General features: G+C 64.5%; 14 protein-coding genes. 7 read left to right on the forward strand and 7 right to left on the reverse strand.

What is annotated here, in order from left to right:
- The first annotated feature begins 79 nt into the window (after positions 1–79).
- The 6 genes from V1294_RS04140 to V1294_RS04165 all read left to right on the forward strand — a co-directional run bounded on the left by V1294_RS04140 (position 80) and on the right by V1294_RS04165 (position 7063).
- Positions 80–736, forward strand: coding sequence for an invasion associated locus B family protein (locus V1294_RS04140; RefSeq protein WP_442895317.1), 657 nt, complete (start codon positions 80–82; stop codon positions 734–736).
- 200 nt (positions 737–936) lie between these two features.
- Positions 937–2154 carry a 23S rRNA (adenine(2503)-C(2))-methyltransferase RlmN gene (gene rlmN, locus V1294_RS04145; protein WP_334487957.1) on the forward strand — a complete coding sequence of 406 codons (1218 nt, stop codon included), beginning with the start codon at positions 937–939 and terminating at the stop codon, positions 2152–2154.
- A gap of 146 nt (positions 2155–2300) precedes the next feature.
- On the forward strand, positions 2301–2792 hold the full coding sequence (locus V1294_RS04150; protein WP_334495324.1) for a hypothetical protein: 492 nt from the start codon (positions 2301–2303) through the stop codon (positions 2790–2792).
- Between the two features lie 94 nt (positions 2793–2886).
- Positions 2887–3648 carry a phosphatase PAP2 family protein gene (locus V1294_RS04155; protein ID WP_334495326.1) on the forward strand — a complete coding sequence of 254 codons (762 nt, stop codon included), beginning with the start codon at positions 2887–2889 and terminating at the stop codon, positions 3646–3648.
- A 124-nt stretch (positions 3649–3772) separates the two neighbouring features.
- Positions 3773–5119, forward strand: coding sequence for an argininosuccinate synthase (gene argG / locus V1294_RS04160; RefSeq protein ID WP_334495328.1), 1347 nt, complete (start codon positions 3773–3775; stop codon positions 5117–5119).
- A 183-nt stretch (positions 5120–5302) separates the two neighbouring features.
- On the forward strand, positions 5303–7063 hold the full coding sequence (locus V1294_RS04165) for an alkaline phosphatase (RefSeq protein WP_334495330.1): 1761 nt from the start codon (positions 5303–5305) through the stop codon (positions 7061–7063).
- 26 nt (positions 7064–7089) lie between these two features.
- On the opposite strand, the gene V1294_RS04170 is transcribed toward V1294_RS04165, so the two are convergent.
- Positions 7090–7710 carry a TetR/AcrR family transcriptional regulator gene (locus V1294_RS04170; protein WP_334490127.1) on the reverse strand — a complete coding sequence of 207 codons (621 nt, stop codon included), beginning with the start codon at positions 7708–7710 and terminating at the stop codon, positions 7090–7092.
- Positions 7711–7936: 226 nt separating this feature from the next.
- Between V1294_RS04170 and V1294_RS04175 the strand changes: the two genes are divergently transcribed.
- The gene (locus V1294_RS04175) at positions 7937–8893 is read left to right on the forward strand and encodes a homocysteine S-methyltransferase family protein (protein WP_334495332.1); all 957 of its coding nucleotides are present in this window, start codon (positions 7937–7939) and stop codon (positions 8891–8893) included.
- Between the two features lie 53 nt (positions 8894–8946).
- Here the strand turns inward: V1294_RS04175 and V1294_RS04180 are convergent, their stop codons facing one another.
- From V1294_RS04180 to V1294_RS04205, 6 genes are all read right to left on the reverse strand, one after another.
- A complete protein-coding gene (locus V1294_RS04180) occupies positions 8947–10998 on the reverse strand; it encodes an OmpA family protein (RefSeq protein WP_334495334.1) in 2052 nt (683 codons plus the stop codon).
- Between the two features lie 186 nt (positions 10999–11184).
- A complete protein-coding gene (locus V1294_RS04185; protein ID WP_334495336.1) occupies positions 11185–11415 on the reverse strand; it encodes a hypothetical protein in 231 nt (76 codons plus the stop codon).
- Positions 11416–11507: 92 nt separating this feature from the next.
- On the reverse strand, positions 11508–11894 hold the full coding sequence (locus tag V1294_RS04190) for a VOC family protein (RefSeq protein ID WP_334495338.1): 387 nt from the start codon (positions 11892–11894) through the stop codon (positions 11508–11510).
- Positions 11895–11936: 42 nt separating this feature from the next.
- Positions 11937–12764 carry an FkbM family methyltransferase gene (locus V1294_RS04195; RefSeq protein ID WP_334495339.1) on the reverse strand — a complete coding sequence of 276 codons (828 nt, stop codon included), beginning with the start codon at positions 12762–12764 and terminating at the stop codon, positions 11937–11939.
- A 270-nt stretch (positions 12765–13034) separates the two neighbouring features.
- Entirely contained in the window at positions 13035–15029 is a 1995-nt protein-coding gene (locus V1294_RS04200) for an ABC transporter ATP-binding protein/permease (RefSeq protein WP_334495341.1), read from the reverse strand.
- Between the two features lie 87 nt (positions 15030–15116).
- Entirely contained in the window at positions 15117–17261 is a 2145-nt protein-coding gene (locus V1294_RS04205) for a hybrid sensor histidine kinase/response regulator (RefSeq protein WP_334495342.1), read from the reverse strand.
- Between the last annotated feature and the right edge of the window lie 158 nt (positions 17262–17419).

Raw genomic sequence — 17419 nt, forward strand, 5'->3', positions numbered from 1 at the left:
AAGCATTTCCCGGCTATCCATCCCCGGCCACGCGATGCGCCCTCGGGCCATCTTCCAGTCACAATGATGAGGGAACCAGTTGTCCGTGTTGCGAATACAGACATTTCTGGTTGCGATTGCAGTGCTGTGTGGGGCGACATCCCTCGCGCAAGCACAGGGCGCTGCTTCGAAGGGCGCCAAGGAACCTGCAAAGGAAGCGGCCAAGCCTGCGCCAGCACCGGCGGCAAAGCCGACGACGGCCAAGCCTGCGAAGCCGGAACCGGCGGCGACCGCCGCTGTCGGCAGTGCGGAGCCGACCTTGATCGGTCAGTACGGTACCTGGGGCGCCTACACGGCGACACCGAACGGCAGGAAGGTTTGCTTTGCGTTGGCGAAGCCATCGTCGTCGAAAACCAATCCGCCGAATCGTCCGCGCGATCCCGCCTACGCTTTCGTCTCGACGCGTCCGGCCGAAAAAGTCGTCAACGAAGTGTCGATCATGATCGGATACGCGCTGAAGCCGGGCTCGGAATCCTCTCTCGAGGTCGGCGGCTCGGCCTATGCGATGTATACTCAGGGCGACGGGCTCTGGATCAAGAACGCCGCGGAGGAAGAGCAGATGGTCAACGCCATGCGCAAATCCGCCGAAGTCACCGTAAAGGGCGTTTCGGCCAAGGGCACCGAGACCACGGACGTCTTCTCGCTGAAGGGGCTGGCCCAGGCGCTCGACCGGCTGGCGCAGGACTGCAAGCGCTAGGCCGCTTTTAAGCCCAGAATGACGTTGTTTAGAGGGCCTAGAAGGCCTATTTGAGTGCTACCTCGTAGGTGGGCAAAGGCGCATCGCGCCGTGCCCACCGTTAACGCTTGCGGTGGGCACGGCGGAGTTCATCATCGGGCGCGCATTCGCGCGACCCGGTGGCTTTGCCCACCCCATGTATCTCAAGAACAGAAACACAAATGACCGTCGCTTCAATCGAGAGCAGTTCCTCGGCTCAGGCTCCCCTCGAGAAGGTTCCGCTCGAGACCTATGTGCCGCCGGCAAAACCTTCGCTGATCGGCCTGTCGCGCACCGAGATCGCCGACCGACTGGGCGAGATCGGCGTTGCGCCCCCGCAGCGCAAGATGCGCACCCAGCAGCTCTGGCACTGGATGTATGTCCGCGGCGCCAAGGCTTTCGACGAGATGACCAGCATTTCGAAGGAAATGCGTGCGCAGCTGGAGCAGCACTTTACCGTCGACCGCCCCGAAGTGGTGGCCGAGCAGGTTTCCAACGACGGCACCCGCAAATGGCTGTTGCGGCTGCCGAGCGGTGACGCGTTCCAGAAGGCGCATGAAGTCGAGTGCGTCTACATTCCCGAAACCGATCGCGGCACGCTCTGCGTTTCATCGCAGGTCGGCTGCACGCTGAATTGCTCGTTCTGCCACACCGGCACGCAGCGGCTGGTGCGCAATCTCACGGCCGGCGAGATCGTCGGCCAGATCATGGTGGCGCGCGACCGCCTCAACGACTGGGCCGATCGCGAGACCCCGACCGGCAGCCGCCTCGTCACCAACGTCGTCATGATGGGGATGGGCGAACCGCTCTACAATTTCGACGCGGTGCGCGATGCGCTCTTGATCGTTGCCGACAATGAAGGCATCGGCATTTCCCGTCGCCGCATCACGCTGTCGACCTCGGGCGTGGTGCCGAACATCATCCGCACCGGCGACGAGATCGGCGTCATGCTGGCGATTTCGCTCCACGCTGTGCGTGACGAGTTGCGCAATGAGCTGGTGCCGCTAAACCGCAAATATCCGATTGCCGAATTATTGCAGGCCTGCCGCGACTATCCGGGCTCGTCGAATGCGCGGCGCATCACCTTCGAATATGTGATGCTCAAGGGCGTCAACGATTCCATGGATGACGCCAAGCTGCTGGTGAAATTGCTCAAGGGCATTCCGGCGAAAATCAACCTGATTCCTTTCAACCCGTGGCCGGGCACGAAGTATGAGTGCTCGGACTGGGAGCAGATCGAAAAATTCTCCGAATATATTTTTAACGCCGGCTACTCCTCGCCGGTGCGCACGCCGCGCGGCCGCGACATTCTCGCCGCCTGCGGCCAGTTGAAATCGGAAACCGAAAAACTGTCCGCGCGCGAGCGCCAGGCGCTGCGCGCCATGGCGATGACGGATTGATACAATGGCGCGAGCCGTCACTCAGGCCGTCATTGCGAGCGAAGCGAAGCAATCCATCTCTCGGCTTGCTGAGAGATGGATTGCTTCGTCGCTTCGCTCCCTTGCGCAAACGCTTCGCGTTTGTCGCACGCAATGACGTGTGAACCATGTCCCTGATCGGCCGCCTCTTCGTCATCCTGTTCGCCTTCCTCGCCGCCTGCTTCGTGGCGGGAATGATCGTGGTTGGCGCGGTGCTGTATCCTGAGTTCAGCGATCTCGGTGGTGGGGAGATCGACCAGAGCGCGGTCAATGTCGTGCTCGGCTTCGGCTTCATCTTTCTCTCCGGCTTCGCGCTGCTGCCGGCGCTGATCGTGGTTCTGATCACCGAGGCCTTCTATATCCGCAGCGTGCTCGCTTATGCGGTCGGCGGCGCGATCGTGGGCGCGGCCTGCTATCTCGGCCTCATTCCGTTCGATCCGGAGACGCTGAAATTCGATGGCATCGTGCGCCGCCACCTCGAAATCATGACCGGTGCGGGCATCGTCGCCGGCCTGATCTTCTGGCTGATCGCGGGCCGATCCGCCGGCGCCTGGCGAGAACCGAGGCCTCCCTTGCGGCCACCGCCGCCATTGCCGTCGCAGTCCCGGCCGCAGGCGTGATCTCTGGTCTCTTCTTCCCTTCTCCCACAAGGGGAGACAGGGAAGATGAGCTTCTGCCTTTTCATCACCAACCGCCTCGGCTAAACCCCGCGCCATGAACCGGACCGGACTTGTAATCGCGTTGGGCCTATCGCTCGTCATCGGACTGCTGTTCGGGATTTTCCCCGAACTCGACCTGAAGCTGGCGGCATTGTTCTTCGATCCCGCAAGCACATCATTTCCACTGAAACAGAGCGGTCTTGCCGCGTTCGCGCGCGACGGCGCGATGTGGATTGCCTGGGCGCTGGCGCTGCCTGCGCTGATTGCCATCGTGGGAAAGCTGGTGCGGCCGGACCGGCCGATGCTGGTTCCGGGACGAGCGGCGGTGTTTCTGCTGGTCACCATCCTGCTCTCCGCCGTCGTGCTGACCAATCTCACCTTCAAGAGCTATTGGGGACGGCCGCGGCCCGTGATGGTGGCGGAGTTCAACGGGCCCTGGCAATTCGTGCCATGGTGGGATCCGCGCGGCGAGTGCGGGCGTAACTGCTCGTTCTTCTCCGGCGAGGGCGCCACTGCGTTCTGGGCCTACGCGCCCGCGGCGCTGACCCCGCCGCCGTGGCGGCCTCTGGCCTATGTGGCGGCGACCGTGTTCGGGGTCGTAACTTCTGTGCTGCGAATGGCCTTCGGCGGGCATTTCTTTACCGACGTCGCCGCCGCCGGCCTCGTCAGCTTCTTCGTGATCTGGCTGGCCTATGCCTGGATTTACCGCTGGCCATCGACAAGGCGGTCGGATGAGCAAATCGAGGCCGCGCTGGCGCGTTGGGGCTGGCCCGGCTACCGGCTGTTGCAGCGCTGGCGCGGGCGCGAGGCGGGGTAATCCGATCCGAGCCGCCAAGGGCTATTAAAAAGGGCCATTAAACGCGTGCCCACCAGCGCGAAATTTGTTATTCGCGCCCTCAAGCCGCACACGGCATCCGCCATTTCGACCGATTGGAAGCTCGATGAGTACGATTCTGAAAAGCCTGCCCAAAGGGGAAAAAGTCGGCATCGCTTTCTCGGGCGGTCTCGACACCAGCGCGGCGCTGCTCTGGATGAAGCAAAAGGGCGCGCGCGTCTTTGCCTATACCGCCAATCTCGGCCAGCCCGACGAGGCCGATTACGACGAGATTCCGCGCAAGGCGCTGGAGTTCGGCGGCGAAAAAGCCCGCCTGGTGGATTGCCGCACCCAACTGGTCCACGAAGGTATCGCCGCCATCCAGTCCGGCGCCTTCCACGTCTCGACCGGCGGCATCGCCTACTTCAACACCACGCCGCTCGGCCGCGCCGTGACCGGCACGATGCTGGTTGCGGCCATGAAGGAGGACGGCGTCAACATCTGGGGCGATGGCTCCACCTACAAGGGCAACGATATCGAGCGGTTCTACCGCTACGGCCTGCTGACCAATCCGAGCTTGCGGATCTACAAGCCCTGGCTCGACCAGCTGTTTATCGACGAACTGGGCGGCCGCGCGGAAATGTCTGAATTCATGACCGCCAACGGATTCGCCTACAAGATGAGCGCCGAAAAGGCCTACTCGACCGACAGCAATCTGCTCGGCGCGACCCACGAGGCCAAGGATCTCGAGCACCTCGACAGCGGCATCAAGATCGTCAATCCGATCATGGGCGTGCCGTTCTGGCGCGACGACTGTGCCGTCCGGGCCGAAAAGGTCGCCGTGCGTTTCGAAGAGGGCCAGCCGGTCGCGCTGAACGGCCAGACCTTCGCTGATCCCGTCGCGCTGTTCCTTGAGGCCAACGCCATCGGCGGCCGGCATGGCCTTGGCATGAGCGACCAGATCGAGAACCGCATCATCGAGGCGAAAAGCCGCGGCATCTACGAAGCCCCCGGGATGGCGCTGCTGCACATCGCCTATGAACGCCTGGTCACGGGCATCCACAACGAAGACACCATCGAGCAATACCGGATCAGCGGCATGCGCCTTGGCCGGCTGCTCTATCAGGGACGGTGGTTCGATTCCCAGGCCCTGATGCTGCGCGAAACCGCCCAGCGTTGGGTGGCGCGCGCCGTCACCGGCGAGGTGACGCTCGAGCTGCGCCGTGGCAACGACTACTCGATCCTCAACACCGAGAGCCCCAACCTGACCTATCAGCCGGATCGGCTGAGCATGGAGAAGGTGGAGGATGCCGCGTTCACGCCGGCGGACCGCATCGGCCAACTGACCATGCGCAACCTCGACATTGCCGATACCCGCGCCAAGCTGGATCTCTACGGCAAGACAGGCTTGCTATCGAGCCCGGAAGGCTCCGACATCTTCAAGCTTGAGAGCGACAAGGGCGACAAGGGCTGAATCGGGCGGGAGTATCCTTAATTTTTCTGGATCATGCCGCGGGGCTTTGATTCCTCCCGGCCCGGCTGCCGACTCCCTGTGTTATGGAAGCGTCATTTTGCGCGGCTAGGCTCGCCGCGCCGCGCGCATGCGGCGTCGAATCTCGCCGTTCGCTGCGCCATTAGCGATCGCGGGGCATCGATCATGATCAAGCCAATTGCCGCAACCGCCGCTGCCATCCTGTTGTCGGCGTCGCCGACAGCAGCTCAAACGATCTATCCGATCGACCGCGCCGAAATCCTCGCCGGTGCCCATTTCGATTTCAAGGTCGAGTTTCCCGATCGCGTCGACCCGGCAAAACTGAAAGTGACGGTCAACGGGGCGGAATATTCCGCCGCGTTCGGCCAGAGCGGAAGCTTCGTCGATCGCGAAGATGGCAAGGACCAGTCGGCGCTGATCCTGCGCAATGTCGCATTGCCGAAACCCGGCAGCGTCACGGTTGAGGTCAGCGACGGTACGCGCAGCCGCAGCGTCGTGTGGACGGTTTATGATACCGGTCCGCGCATGGCGAAGAACGTGATCCTGTTCATCGGCGACGGATTGTCGCCCGCCCACCGTGTCGCCGCGCGCATCCTCTCCAAAGGGATTGCGGAGGGTAAGAGTCGCGGCAAGCTTGCCATCGACGACATGCCGCACATGGCGCTGGTGGCGACAGCAGGCTCGGATTCGATCATCACCGATTCGGCGAACGCCGCCAGCGCCTACGCCACCGGCCACAAGACCGCCGTCAACGCGATGGGCGTCTACGCCGACCGTACCGCAAGTCCGTTCGACGATCCCAGGGTCGAAACCATAACAAGCGTGGCGAAGCGGCGGCTTGGCCTGGCGATCGGTATCGTCACCAACACCGAGATCGAAGACGCTACGCCTGCGGCGATGGTGGCGCATACCCGACGCCGTGCCGCTTATGACGAGATCGTCGAGCAATATTTCGCCGCCAAGCCGGACGTCCTGATGGGCGGCGGTAGCGCGAACTTCCTGCCGAAGGCTGCGGCTGGTTCCAAACGCAAGGACGACATCGACTACATCGCCCGCTTTCGCGACGCCGGTTATCAGGTGGCGATGACGAAGTCCGAGATGGACGCGTCGGCGGCGAAATCGGACACGCGCCAATTGCTCGGGCTGTTTGCGACCGGCAACATGGATGGCGCACTGGACCGCAAGTTTCTCAAAGGCGGCGGGGTCAAGAAGTTTCCCGACCAGCCCGACCTGACCGAACAGGTGCAGGCGGCGCTGAACGTGCTTTCGAGGAACGAGGCCGGCTTCTTCCTGATGGTGGAGTCCGGGATGATCGACAAATACGCGCATCTCCTCGACATGGAGCGCGCCGTCTACGACACGATCATGCTCGACAACGCCGTTCGCCTGACGCGCGACTGGGTGCGCGCTCGCGGCGACGACACGCTGATCCTGGTGCTGGCGGACCACAATCATCCGAACAGCCTGGTCGGAACCATCAATGACGACATGAGCACGACGCCCAACGTGCCGCTGCGCGAACGCGTCGGCACTTACGACAAAGCCGGATTCCCCAACTATCCGGCTCCCGATGCTGAGGGCTATCCGTCACGCGTCGATGTCAGCCGGCGGCTCGCGATCTTCTCGGCGAGCCTTCCGGACCATTACGAAACCTTCCGTCCGAAGCTCGACAATCCCAACGAGCCAAGCGTCAAGGGTGATGCACCGGGTACCTTCAAGATCAACGAGAAGTACAAGGATGTCCCGGGGGCCGTGCTGCGCCTCGGCAATCTGCCGGCGATGATGGGCGCCAGCGTGCATTCGGGAGAGGACGTGATCCTGACGGCGACCGGCCCCGGCAGCGACCGGGTCCATGGCTCGATGGACAACACCGATGTATTCCGCATCATGGCGGACGCGCTCGGCCTCGCAGCCGCGGGCATGTAGAGCAAGATGGCTCTGCTTCGGTCGCGTCAGGAAAGCGATGGCGGCGCAAACATCAGCTTGACGCAGCTTCGAAAGATCAGGATCTGCCGTTCGAGACGGCTCGGATCGTTCAACGTCTTCGACATGATGATGGCGCCGTCGACGATGCAGGACAGCATGTCGGCGACATCGTCCAGATCGACCGGTTCTCTCGGCGGATACACCGCGGCGATTCCGTCGAGAATCCCGCGGAAGCGCGCGTTCCAGTCCCGCACCGACCGCGCGGTCAGTTCGCGCACTTCGCGATCGAACAACCGTTCCTGATAGCAGATGCTGGCAATCAGGCAGCCGGGATGGCCGTTCGGCAGGTCGGACATCGTCTCCGCAAGCAGCTTCAGCGAGATGAGGAAGGCCTGCAGCGGGTCGTCCGAAAGCTGATGACCGCGCGCGAAGATTTCGTCGAACAGATGATCATTCGTCGCGACATAGCGGCGAAGCATCTCGCGGGCGAGCGCATTCTTATCCTTGAAGTGATAGAAGAAGCCGCTTTTGGTGAGCCCGGCCTCGGCGATCACTTCGTCGATCGAGGTCGCGCCAAATCCCTTGGCGAGTACGGCGGCCTCGGCAATCTCGAGAATTCGCTCGCGCGTTGCCTCGCCCTTTCCCATCCGCTTTTCTAAAACTGCACTCACGGTACGGTTTCTCCCATTGCCGACGGCGCGGCGGTTTTGCGCCTCAGCCGCAACCATTTGAATTCGTATCATTTTGCAGCTTCAGGTTCATCCGCACCGCGGGCAGCCTAGGAAGCCGCGACACTATGCTGCACCAACATCGCCGGACTTAGCCGAGGCGGGGAGACCTACCGACGGCATCCAAATTTCCGGAGATGTAGAAATGGCCAAATACCGAGACGATCTTCCGCAACGGCGCGGCGGCATTTTCCTCACCGATGGCGGCATGGAAACGACGCTGATCTTCCACCAGGGAATCGAACTGCCGCACTTCGCCGCCTTCGTGCTGCTCGCCAGCGCCGAAGGCCGGCAGCAATTGAAGCAGTATTACGCGAGCTATCTCGCGGTGGCGCGCGAGCACGGCACGGGCTTCGTGCTCGACAGCCCGACGTGGCGCGCCAATCCGGATTGGGGCGTGAAGCTTGGCTACGATGCGGTCGCGCTCAAGACGATCAATGTCCGTTCGATCGCATTCCTCGAGGAGTTGCGCGCCGGTTGGGAAAGGCCGGACGCGCCCTGTGTCATCAGCGGCGCGATCGGCCCACGCGGCGACGGCTACAAGGCAGGCAACATGGAGGCTGCGGAAGCCGAGGCCTACCATCGGGCGCAGATCGCGGCCTTCGTCGAGGGCGGCGCCGACATGGTCACGGCCTATACGCTCACCAGCATCAATGAAGCGATCGGCGTCGCACGCGCAGCCAATTCGCTGGGAATACAAGCAGCCATCTCGTTTACCGTGGAGACCAATGGCCGCCTGGTGAAGGGAGAGACGTTGCGTGAGGCGATCGAGACCGTGGATCGCGAGACCGACAACGCGCCCGAATACTTCCTGATCAACTGCGCCCATCCGACGCATTTCGAAGATGCCTTGAAGGCGGGCGAGGCCTGGACGGAGCGTATCCATGGCGTCAGGGCCAACGCCTCGACGAAGAGCCATGCCGAGCTCGACGAATCCGAAACGCTCGATTCAGGTGACCCTGCCGATCTTGGGCGGCGTTACCTGAAGCTCAGGGGCGCGTTTCCGAAGATGTGCATTCTCGGCGGCTGCTGCGGCACCGATCACCGGCACGCCGCGGCCATTTGCGACGCCTGCGTCACGCCGCGGGCACTCAGCGCGTGAAACAAAAAAGGCCGGGATTGCTCCCGGCCATTTTCATTTGGTGACGAGCCGCCTCAGCGCGGCGGCGCGGTGCCGGGCGGGGGCGGCGGCAGCGAGGCCTGCCCGCCATTGAGCAGCGGCGTGATGTTGCGGATGGTGACGCGCCGGTTGATCTCGCTCGGCCCGTCGATCTGCTCCTTCGGATACTGCTCGCCATAACCCTGCGAGGTCAGGTTCTCCGCCGGCACGTTGAACTGCTGCGTCAGCAGCGTTGCGGCGGATTCCGCGCGGCGGTCCGACAGCGACAGATTGTCGACGTCGGAGCCCACCTTGTCGGTGTGACCTTCGATCAGGAACACTGCGCGCGGGTTGGCCTGGATCGCCTGGTTCAGGCCGTCGGCGATCACCTGCAGCTTCGCCGCCTGGTCCGGCGGGATCTCCCACGAACCGGTCGCGAAGTTGATGGAGTTGACGTCGATGCTCGGCATCTGCATCCGCACATTTGGGCTGTAGCGGATTTCGTCGAGCGAGTAGCGCCGGTTGATCCGTTGCACCGGCGGCGCCCTCAGGGTTTCGTAGATCACTTCCGGGGGTGCTTCGTCCGCGGCGACGATGTAGCGGTCGTATGGCATGTTGACCACTGGCGGCGGCAGATCGACATAGAAGCCGCCGACTGCTTGCGGATCGCGGTAGCTGTTGTCGATGATGATGATCTCACGGCCACGGTCGTCCCGGCGGATGCGGCGCAGCAGCCGCCCGTCACTGCCGACCACGGTGATGATCTGGCTGCCATCCGGCCGGACTACGACGGTGCGGGTTTCGCCGCCGACGGTCTGGGTCTGGATGTCGCGCGCACCATAGCGGAAGCGATAGAGATCGTTGCCGCGGACGTATTGTTGTCCGCTCGGGTCACGGATGATGACGCGGTCCGGCTCATAGTAGACCGTGCGGCCGCCCTCGGTGACCTCCCGTCGCTGGCTGTGCATGTTGGCGATGGTCGCGCCGGCCACGGCGCCTGCGACGACGCCCGCGCCGATCGCGAGCGGCGTCAGGTTTTCACGCCGTGGCTGTGGCGGTGGCGGTAGTGGCGTTGTGACCGTGGGTGCGGCCCGGAACGCGGGTGCAACCGTCGGCGGAGCGAATTGCGCCCTGCCGGGCGGGGGCGCTGCGGCTGGCGTGCCGGGGACGACACTTGGCGCCGCGGCGCCGGCGGGAGCCGCGGGTGGAGTTCCCGCGGCGGGCGGCGCGGCTGGAGCCCCCGCAGCCGGCGGCGCTGTCGGCGCACCGGGTCGCGCCGGTGGCGCTCCGGCGGCCGGAGGCGTCGGAGTGGCTTGGCCCGCAGCTGGGGGCGCGCCGGGGCGGCCAGTCGGGGCGGTTGGCGCGGCCGTCGGGGCACCCGCGGCCGGAGGTGTTGCGGTCGGTGCGCCAGGCGGTGTCGCACCGGGACGCGGCGGCGCGGCTGTGCTTCCGCCGGGCGGAGGCGCGGTCGTCGGCGATGCCGCTGGCGCGGGTGCCGCCGGTGTGGCGGCAGGCGCGGGTGGCTGCCTGGTGCCGGCGGCCGGTGGCGGCACAGGCGAAGGCGTCGCCTTCTGGGATGAAGGCGGCGGCGGGGTCGGAGCCGGTGCGGCCGGTTGCTTCGGCGCCGCAGGCGCTGCTGCTGGCGGCGGAGGTGGCGTCGGCGTCGGGCGCGAAGGTGCGGCCGCCGGGGGCGGCGGAGGCGGGGTCGGCGCCTTCGGCGCGGCAGCCGGGGGCGGCGGCGCTGGTGTCGGCCGAGGAGGAGCAGCCGCAGGAGGCGGCGGAGGTGGTGGCGTCGGGCGCGGGGGTGCAGCCGCCGGCGGCGGGGGTGGCGTCGGGCGCGGTGGCGGAGCCGCAGCAGGCGGGGGCGGCGGCGGCGCTGCTGGACGCGGAGGTGCTGCGGCCGGGGGCGGTGGAGGAGCCGGCGCCTTCGGCGCGGCAGCCGGCGGCGGAGCGCCCTTCGGCGGCGCCTTGGGTCTGCCGTCGGGGCCGACCTCTTCCTTGGCTTGCGCCACGACGAGCGGTGCGGTCTGCGCATGCGATGCGGAGGTCGCGAGCTGCGTCGCCGTCAAGGCAGTCGTGGCGAGCAGCAGGATGCGGAGGTTTGTCATGATGTCCTTGGTCCCCGGAATAGGCCTGACAGCAACGGAGCGGCCTTCATTGGCATGTCAGTTGGTCGATTGAACGGCTAATCATTAGGCCGGATTGTGGCGGCCTACAAATGGTCGGATGGTTTTTATTTCATAAGCACAATGGGTTGCATGCAGCATTATTCATTGCGCGTTCAGGCGAAGTATTCATCCGGCACCCGGATCGGTGGCAGGATTGGGTGTGCGAGGGCCATTCGGCCCGCGTATCGGTAACTCATCCGGCATCTTGCCCGGCAGCTCCTCCGGTTGTGGTGGTTGGCCGGGTTCGCGGAATGGTGGTGGCACCTCCGGGCGAGGATTACCCGGAGGGTTCTCCGGCGGAGGCTCGGTTGGTTGTCCCGGTGTCGCCGGCGGTATTTCCGGCGGTTCGATCGGCATCGCGTCTCCCGAAGTTTCAACTCCAGGAATGACAACGGCGAGGTCGGCACGAAGTTCCCGTGCCCCTCGCCAATGGAACCGGCCGGAACCGGCTATGTCGGCGTGTGGCAGACGGCCTCGATGTTGTGGCCGTCGGGGTCGAGCACGAAGGCGCCGTAATAGTTCGGGTGGTAGTGCGCGCGAATTCCCGGCGCGCCGTTGTCGCGCCCGCCGGCCGCCATCGCGGCCTTATAGAAGGCGTCCACCGTGGCGCGGTCCTTGGCCAGGATCGCGACGTGCAACGGCTTGTCCAACCCGCCTTCGCCACCGATCCAGAAATCGGGCTTTCCATTGGCGCCGAAGCCTGCCGCGGGATCGTGGCCGTGTTGTTCCTGGGTGACTTCCATCACGAGGGTGTAGTCGAGCGGCGCCAGGGCTTTCAGATAGAAGGTCTTGGAACGTTCGTAATCCGAAACCGGAAATCCGACGTGGTCGATCATCAAGCTCTCCTTCGGTTCGAGCAATGGCCGGGCAAGGGAAATTCAGCCTCGCGCCAGCAGGGTGTTGCTGCGGGTCTTGCCGGTGTCGATATAGCCTCGCGCGCGCATGTCGGCGATGCAGTCGTCCAGCCACTCGTCCTTCGACAGATGCTCGATCACGATCGCGCGGGGCCACAATGCCTGCGGTGCTTCGGCGAAGAAGCCGGTCAGCACGCGATCCTCAAAACCTTCGACATCGATCTTGAGCGCGTCGACATGCGAGACGCCGGCTTCTTCGAGGATGCGCTGCAGCCGCAGTGACGGTACCTTGATCGCCTTGGCGGAGGCGTCGCCCGACACGATGTGGCTGGCGCCGAGATTGTCGCCGTCGGTTTCGATCAGCAATTCGCCATCGTCAGGACCGGCGGCGGCCGCGACCAGTCGCACCTGGGTGAAGCCGGAGGCTGTGTTGTTGAAGGCGAGGCGCGCATGGGTGACCGGATGCGGCTCGATCGCGATCACCTTGCCGCCGGCGCCGACATGGCGCGCCAGCGCAAGCGCGTAGGTGCCGACATTGGCGCCGACATCGACGAACACCCCGCCCACGGCAACATGCGCGCGCAAGAAATCCAGCTCCTCGATGTTGTAGGCGGGGTTGAACAGCGCGCCGCGCTCGGTGGCGCTGGCCTGATGGTAGAAGCGGAACGAGGCGCCTTGATATGGCACGTCGACGGGACCCGCGCGTAGCAGATTCACCAGCCGCGACAGCCAGGGCCGGAACGCGCCACGCTTCAGTCGCGTGCGGTGGGCAAGCCGAATGATCGCGGCCTGTGCGGCATTCGGGGCGAATGCGCCGAACGGCGCGGGAGACGGATCGTTGTCGGGCGTCAAGCAAAAGTCCTCGGGTAGAAGCGCCGCATGCATAGCCGGTTTTGCGGTAGTGAAATAGGCCAATCGTAGTCATGTTCGACCGGCCTGTCGTGCCACGAATGGGGTGTCCAGCACGCCGCGGCCCATCCACGTCATTGCGAGCCAACGGGTCGGCGCGAAGCGCCGCCCGATGACAGGCTCCGCGAAGCAATCCATAGCGCGGCAAGTGGAGAGGTAGATTGCTTCGCTGCGCTCGCAATGACGGCTGGATGGATCGTGCGCATTCCTCTACTACGCCGCCTTCTTCGCAGCTTTCCGATGGCGCAGGAAGCGGCCGAGCAGGCGTCGCCTGTCCTTGCGCGGGATCAGGTTGACGTCGCTGACGAGCTTGGCGCCGCCCTTGCGTCGCTCCAGCACGATCTTGCGGCTGTGAAACGCCTCCAGCTCGGCGCGGTGGGCGACGCTGACGATGGTGGCCATCGGTAGCTCCTTGATGACGATCTCCATCATCTTCTCCTGGCTCTTCTCGTCGAGCGCGGAAGTGGCCTCGTCCAGCACCACGATATCGGGGTTGTGCAGCAACAACCGTGCGAACGCCAGCCGCTGCTTTTCGCCGCCCGACAGCGTCTGGTCCCACGGTCCTTCTTCCTCGATCTTGTCCTTGAGGTGATCGAGGCCGACCTTGTGCAGCGCGTCGCAGATCTGCTCAGTGAGCCAGTCGTCGGCCGCGCCGGGATAGGTGATCGCGCGCCGCAGCGTGCCGGACGGAATGTAGGACTTCTGTGGCAGCATGAAGAGCCGGCGATCGGGATGGAAGTTGACGCTGCCGCCGCCCCATGGCCACAGCCCCGCCAGCGCGCGAACCAACGCGCTCTTGCCGGTGCCGGATTCACCCGCCACCAACAGGCGCTCGCCGGGTTCGATCGCCACTTCGGTTTCATCGACCACCGCTGTGCCGTCGTCGAGCGTTACCGACAGATCGTTGAGGCTGAGCATGGTTTCGCCCTTGGTTTCACCGCGTTGGATGCGCCCGATGCCGTCGCCCTGCTCGGCGCGTTCGAGGCCGTCGAGCGACATCATCAGCGAGGCGATGCGGCGGGCGCAGGCGTTCCAGTCGGCAAGCCGCGGATAATTGTCGACCAGCCAGCCGAATGCCGTCTGCACGATAGTAAAGGCAGACGCCGCTTGCATCACCTGGCCGAGCGTCATGCTGCCGTCGAGATATTTGGGCGCGCACAACAATATCGGAACCACCGGCGCAATCAGCCCGGATCCCTGCGACACCACCGTAGTGCGCATGTGCTGGCCGGCGAGCCGCGCCCATTGCCGCAGCACTTTTGAAAAGGTCTTGTTGATGCCGTCGCGCTCTTCCTCTTCGCCGCCGAGCAGCGCGATGCTTTCGCCATTCTCGCGCACGCGGGTCAACGCATATCGGTATTCGGCTTCGGCCTGGTTCTTGTCCTCGGACACCTGCACGAAGCTTCGTCCGATCGCTGTGATCGAGCCGGAGGCGATCGCCGCGTAAACGATCGCAGCGATCACGAGGAAGCCGGGGATAGTGACGGTCGAGCCGCCCAATGTCAGCGTCAGCGCACCGCCGATGGTCCAGAGCACGACAATGAAGGTCGCGGCCGAGAGGAACGCCGATGTGACGCCCGCGACGAAATCCACCGGTGAGTCGGTCGCAATCCTCAAATCCTCAGCGATGCGGTATTCCGGATTCTGGTGATCGCCGCCGACCAGATTGAGCTGATAGTAGCGGCCGCTGGCCAGCCAGCGCGAGATCACCGCATTCGTCAGCCAGGCGCGCCAGCGGCGCTGGATGCCCATGCGGGCGAACACCTGCGTCACGCCGAGCAGAACGCTGCCGATCGCCAGCGGAAAAAACACGGCGGTGAGGTAATAGACGGTCGCGGCATCGCGCTTCTCGATCGCATCGAAGATCGCGCGATTCCAGACATTGATGCCGTATTGAAAGCCGACATTGGCGACGATCAGGAGCAATAGCCCGATCGAAAACAGCCACGCCAGCCGGTCGCCGTTCCTGCCCCAGTAGCCGCGCGCACTGATCCAGAACCGCGTCAGCAGATAATCCTTGCGCGCTTGCTCGGCCTCTTGCGGCGATAATTCCGGATCGGTCTCTACGACCTCCGGCGGCGGCGGTTCGACCTGATCGCCGCCTTCGGCAACGACTTCAGCAAATTCCGATTTTGTTTCTGATTCAGCGGACTTCTTCGCGTCGGATTTATTGACGCGCGGTTTGAGCTTTGCATCTCCCTTGGCCATGCCGCGATAACGCTAGGGGAAATCAGATGGTTCCTTGTGGCTTCAGCCTGCTCGCATCCTTCGCTCGCAATGACGGGCGTGGCGGGATCAAATTACTTCGTTGGCGCGCCTCACCTTGCGCAAGCGGCCCACCCCGTGCAGCACGCGCGAGAGCTGCTCGACGGAATAGGGCTTTTGCAGCAACTCGAAACCGTGGCTGCCATGTTCCGACAGCACGTGACTGTAACCGCTGGTCAGCACGACCGGCAGGTCGGCGTGCCGGCGACGGATTTCCTGGGCGAGTTCGAGGCCGGTCATGCCCGGCATGACCACGTCGGTGAACACCACATCGAAACGATCGGCGCCGACGGCCAGCTCTTCGAGCGCATGCGCGGCGCTGCCGACCAGTCGGGTAGTGTAGCCGAGATCGGCCAGTGCGTCGGTGGCGAATTGCCCGACCTCGGAATTGTCTTCGACCACCAGCACCGACATCCCGCTCCCGGCGATCGCCGTGGCATCCGCCGCCGGCGTCTGTCGCGATTTCCCGCTGCCGGCGGTGCGCGGCAGGTACAGCGTGAAAATACTGCCCTTGCCGACTTCGCTGGCGACGGCCACTTCGCCGCCGGATTGCCTGGCGAAGCCGAACACCTGCGACAGGCCGAGCCCGGTGCCATGGCCGGCCTGCTTGGTCGTGAAGAAGGGTTCGAAGATACGTTCGAACTGATCCGGCGGGATGCCGCTGCCGGTGTCGGCGACGGATACGGCGACATAGCCATAGGGATTTTGCGACAGGGGCGCGGCGTTGGGCAGACTGGCCGCCATGCCCACCGCAATCGTCAGCCGTCCGCGGCCCTCCATGGCATCCCGCGCGTTCACGGCCATGTTGATGATGGCGGTTTCGAACTGGCCGGCGTCGGCGTTGACCAGGCACGGTTCTTCCGGGCCAAGGATGACGATCTCGATGCGCGAACCGATCAGGGTGCCGATCATTTCGGCCAGCGTCTGCACGCTTCGCCCGACCTCGAACACCTCCGGCTTCAATGTCTGCCGCCGCGCGAAAGCCAGCAACTGCCCGGTCAGCTTGGCGGCGCGGGTCACGGTATCGGAGATCGCATCGATATAGCGCAACCGGCGCGGCTCCGGCAGGTCGGGCCGCCGCAACAGGTCCACCGAAGCGCGGATCACCGTGAGCAGATTGTTGAAGTCATGCGCGACGCCGCCGGTGAGCTGGCCCAGCGCCTCCAGCCGCTGGCCGTGCTTGAGCGCTTCTTCGGCCACCTGCCGCTTCTCGGCCTCGAAATAGAGATGGCGCGTCCGGCGCAAGGCCAGCCCCAATAGGGCAAACAGCAGCGCGGTGGCCGGCGCGCCGAAGATCAGATGCTGGCTCATGGTGGACAGCCAGCGCGCGCGGATCGCCGAGGTCTCGAGGCCGGCGCCGACATAGATCGGGTATTCGGCGAGCCGCCGGTAGCCCAGGCGGCGTTCGATGCCGTCGGTCGGCGATGTCACCGTGATGAGGCCGGGCGTTGGACTGGCGGCGATTGCTTTCCCGATCGGGCCCTTGGGGTCGAGACGGATGTCGCGGTCGACGGTGGGGAAACGCGCCAGCACGGTGCCGTCCGTCCGGCCAAGCACGAAGTAGCTGCCGGGCTCGCGGCCGATCCGGGCGTAGTAATTCTCGAAATATTCCGGGAACACGGAAGCCTGCAGCACGCCGGCGAAGCCGCCATCCTCGCTCGGCCGTCGTCGGCTGACGCCGAAGAACGCGGCGCCCTGATAGGGCGGCCGCGGCTTCAGCGCTTCACCGATATAGGTTCCGATATCGCCGGCCGCCGCGTGGGCCCTGAAATAATCCCGGTCGGAAAAATCGATCCCGGGTGCCGGCACCACCAGGCTGTTGACGAGGGCGTGGCCCTTGGCGTCGAAAATCCAGGCCGATTTCACCTGCGGCAGCGAAGCGACCAGTTGTTTCAGCCGCAGATGCAGCAATTGCTCGCGCGCAACGATCTCGGCGTCGGGAACGTCGCGGATGATCTCGGCCATCTCCGACAGGCTGCGGTCGATGGTCTCGAACACTTTCAGCGCATGTTCGTGCGCGACATCCAGCGCGCGTTCGATTTCGCGGTCGGCGGTTTCGCGGATCGAGACCCAGGAGACGGCGGATGCAAATACAAACAGGGCCAACGGGAGGGCCAGCGAAGCGACCATCATCCATTGCAGTAGTCTCAGCGAATTACGTTGCTCGATCCGCACGGGCGCTCCGGCTCCGCGCCGAGCTTAACGCAATCTTTCGTTGAGAACAAAGTTGGGCGACGAAGGGAACTTCCTTCCGGACGGATCGATCATAATCGATTCAAATATCGCCATTCCCGGTCCGGTAGCTCTTCGTGGCCCGGATGGAGCGGAGCGTA

The organism is Bradyrhizobium sp. AZCC 1678 (genome assembly GCF_036924765.1).
GTDB classification, from domain to species: Bacteria; Pseudomonadota; Alphaproteobacteria; order Rhizobiales; family Xanthobacteraceae; genus Bradyrhizobium; species Bradyrhizobium algeriense.

Excerpts from the sequence above, each read along its gene's own strand:
- V1294_RS04190 (WP_334495338.1), bottom strand. The coding sequence starts at position 11,894 with ATGATCGACCACGTCGGATTTCCGGTTTCGGATTACGAACGTTCCAAG.
- V1294_RS04155 (WP_334495326.1), top strand. The coding sequence starts at position 2,887 with ATGAACCGGACCGGACTTGTAATCGCGTTGGGCCTATCGCTCGTCATC.
- V1294_RS04165 (WP_334495330.1), top strand. The coding sequence starts at position 5,303 with ATGATCAAGCCAATTGCCGCAACCGCCGCTGCCATCCTGTTGTCGGCG.
- argG (WP_334495328.1), top strand. The coding sequence starts at position 3,773 with ATGAGTACGATTCTGAAAAGCCTGCCCAAAGGGGAAAAAGTCGGCATC.
- V1294_RS04170 (WP_334490127.1), bottom strand. The coding sequence starts at position 7,710 with ATGGGAAAGGGCGAGGCAACGCGCGAGCGAATTCTCGAGATTGCCGAG.
- V1294_RS04150 (WP_334495324.1), top strand. The coding sequence starts at position 2,301 with ATGTCCCTGATCGGCCGCCTCTTCGTCATCCTGTTCGCCTTCCTCGCC.
- V1294_RS04180 (WP_334495334.1), bottom strand. The coding sequence starts at position 10,998 with ATGACAAACCTCCGCATCCTGCTGCTCGCCACGACTGCCTTGACGGCG.
- rlmN (WP_334487957.1), top strand. The coding sequence starts at position 937 with ATGACCGTCGCTTCAATCGAGAGCAGTTCCTCGGCTCAGGCTCCCCTC.
- V1294_RS04185 (WP_334495336.1), bottom strand. The coding sequence starts at position 11,415 with ATGCCGATCGAACCGCCGGAAATACCGCCGGCGACACCGGGACAACCA.
- V1294_RS04200 (WP_334495341.1), bottom strand. The coding sequence starts at position 15,029 with ATGGCCAAGGGAGATGCAAAGCTCAAACCGCGCGTCAATAAATCCGAC.
- V1294_RS04175 (WP_334495332.1), top strand. The coding sequence starts at position 7,937 with ATGGCCAAATACCGAGACGATCTTCCGCAACGGCGCGGCGGCATTTTC.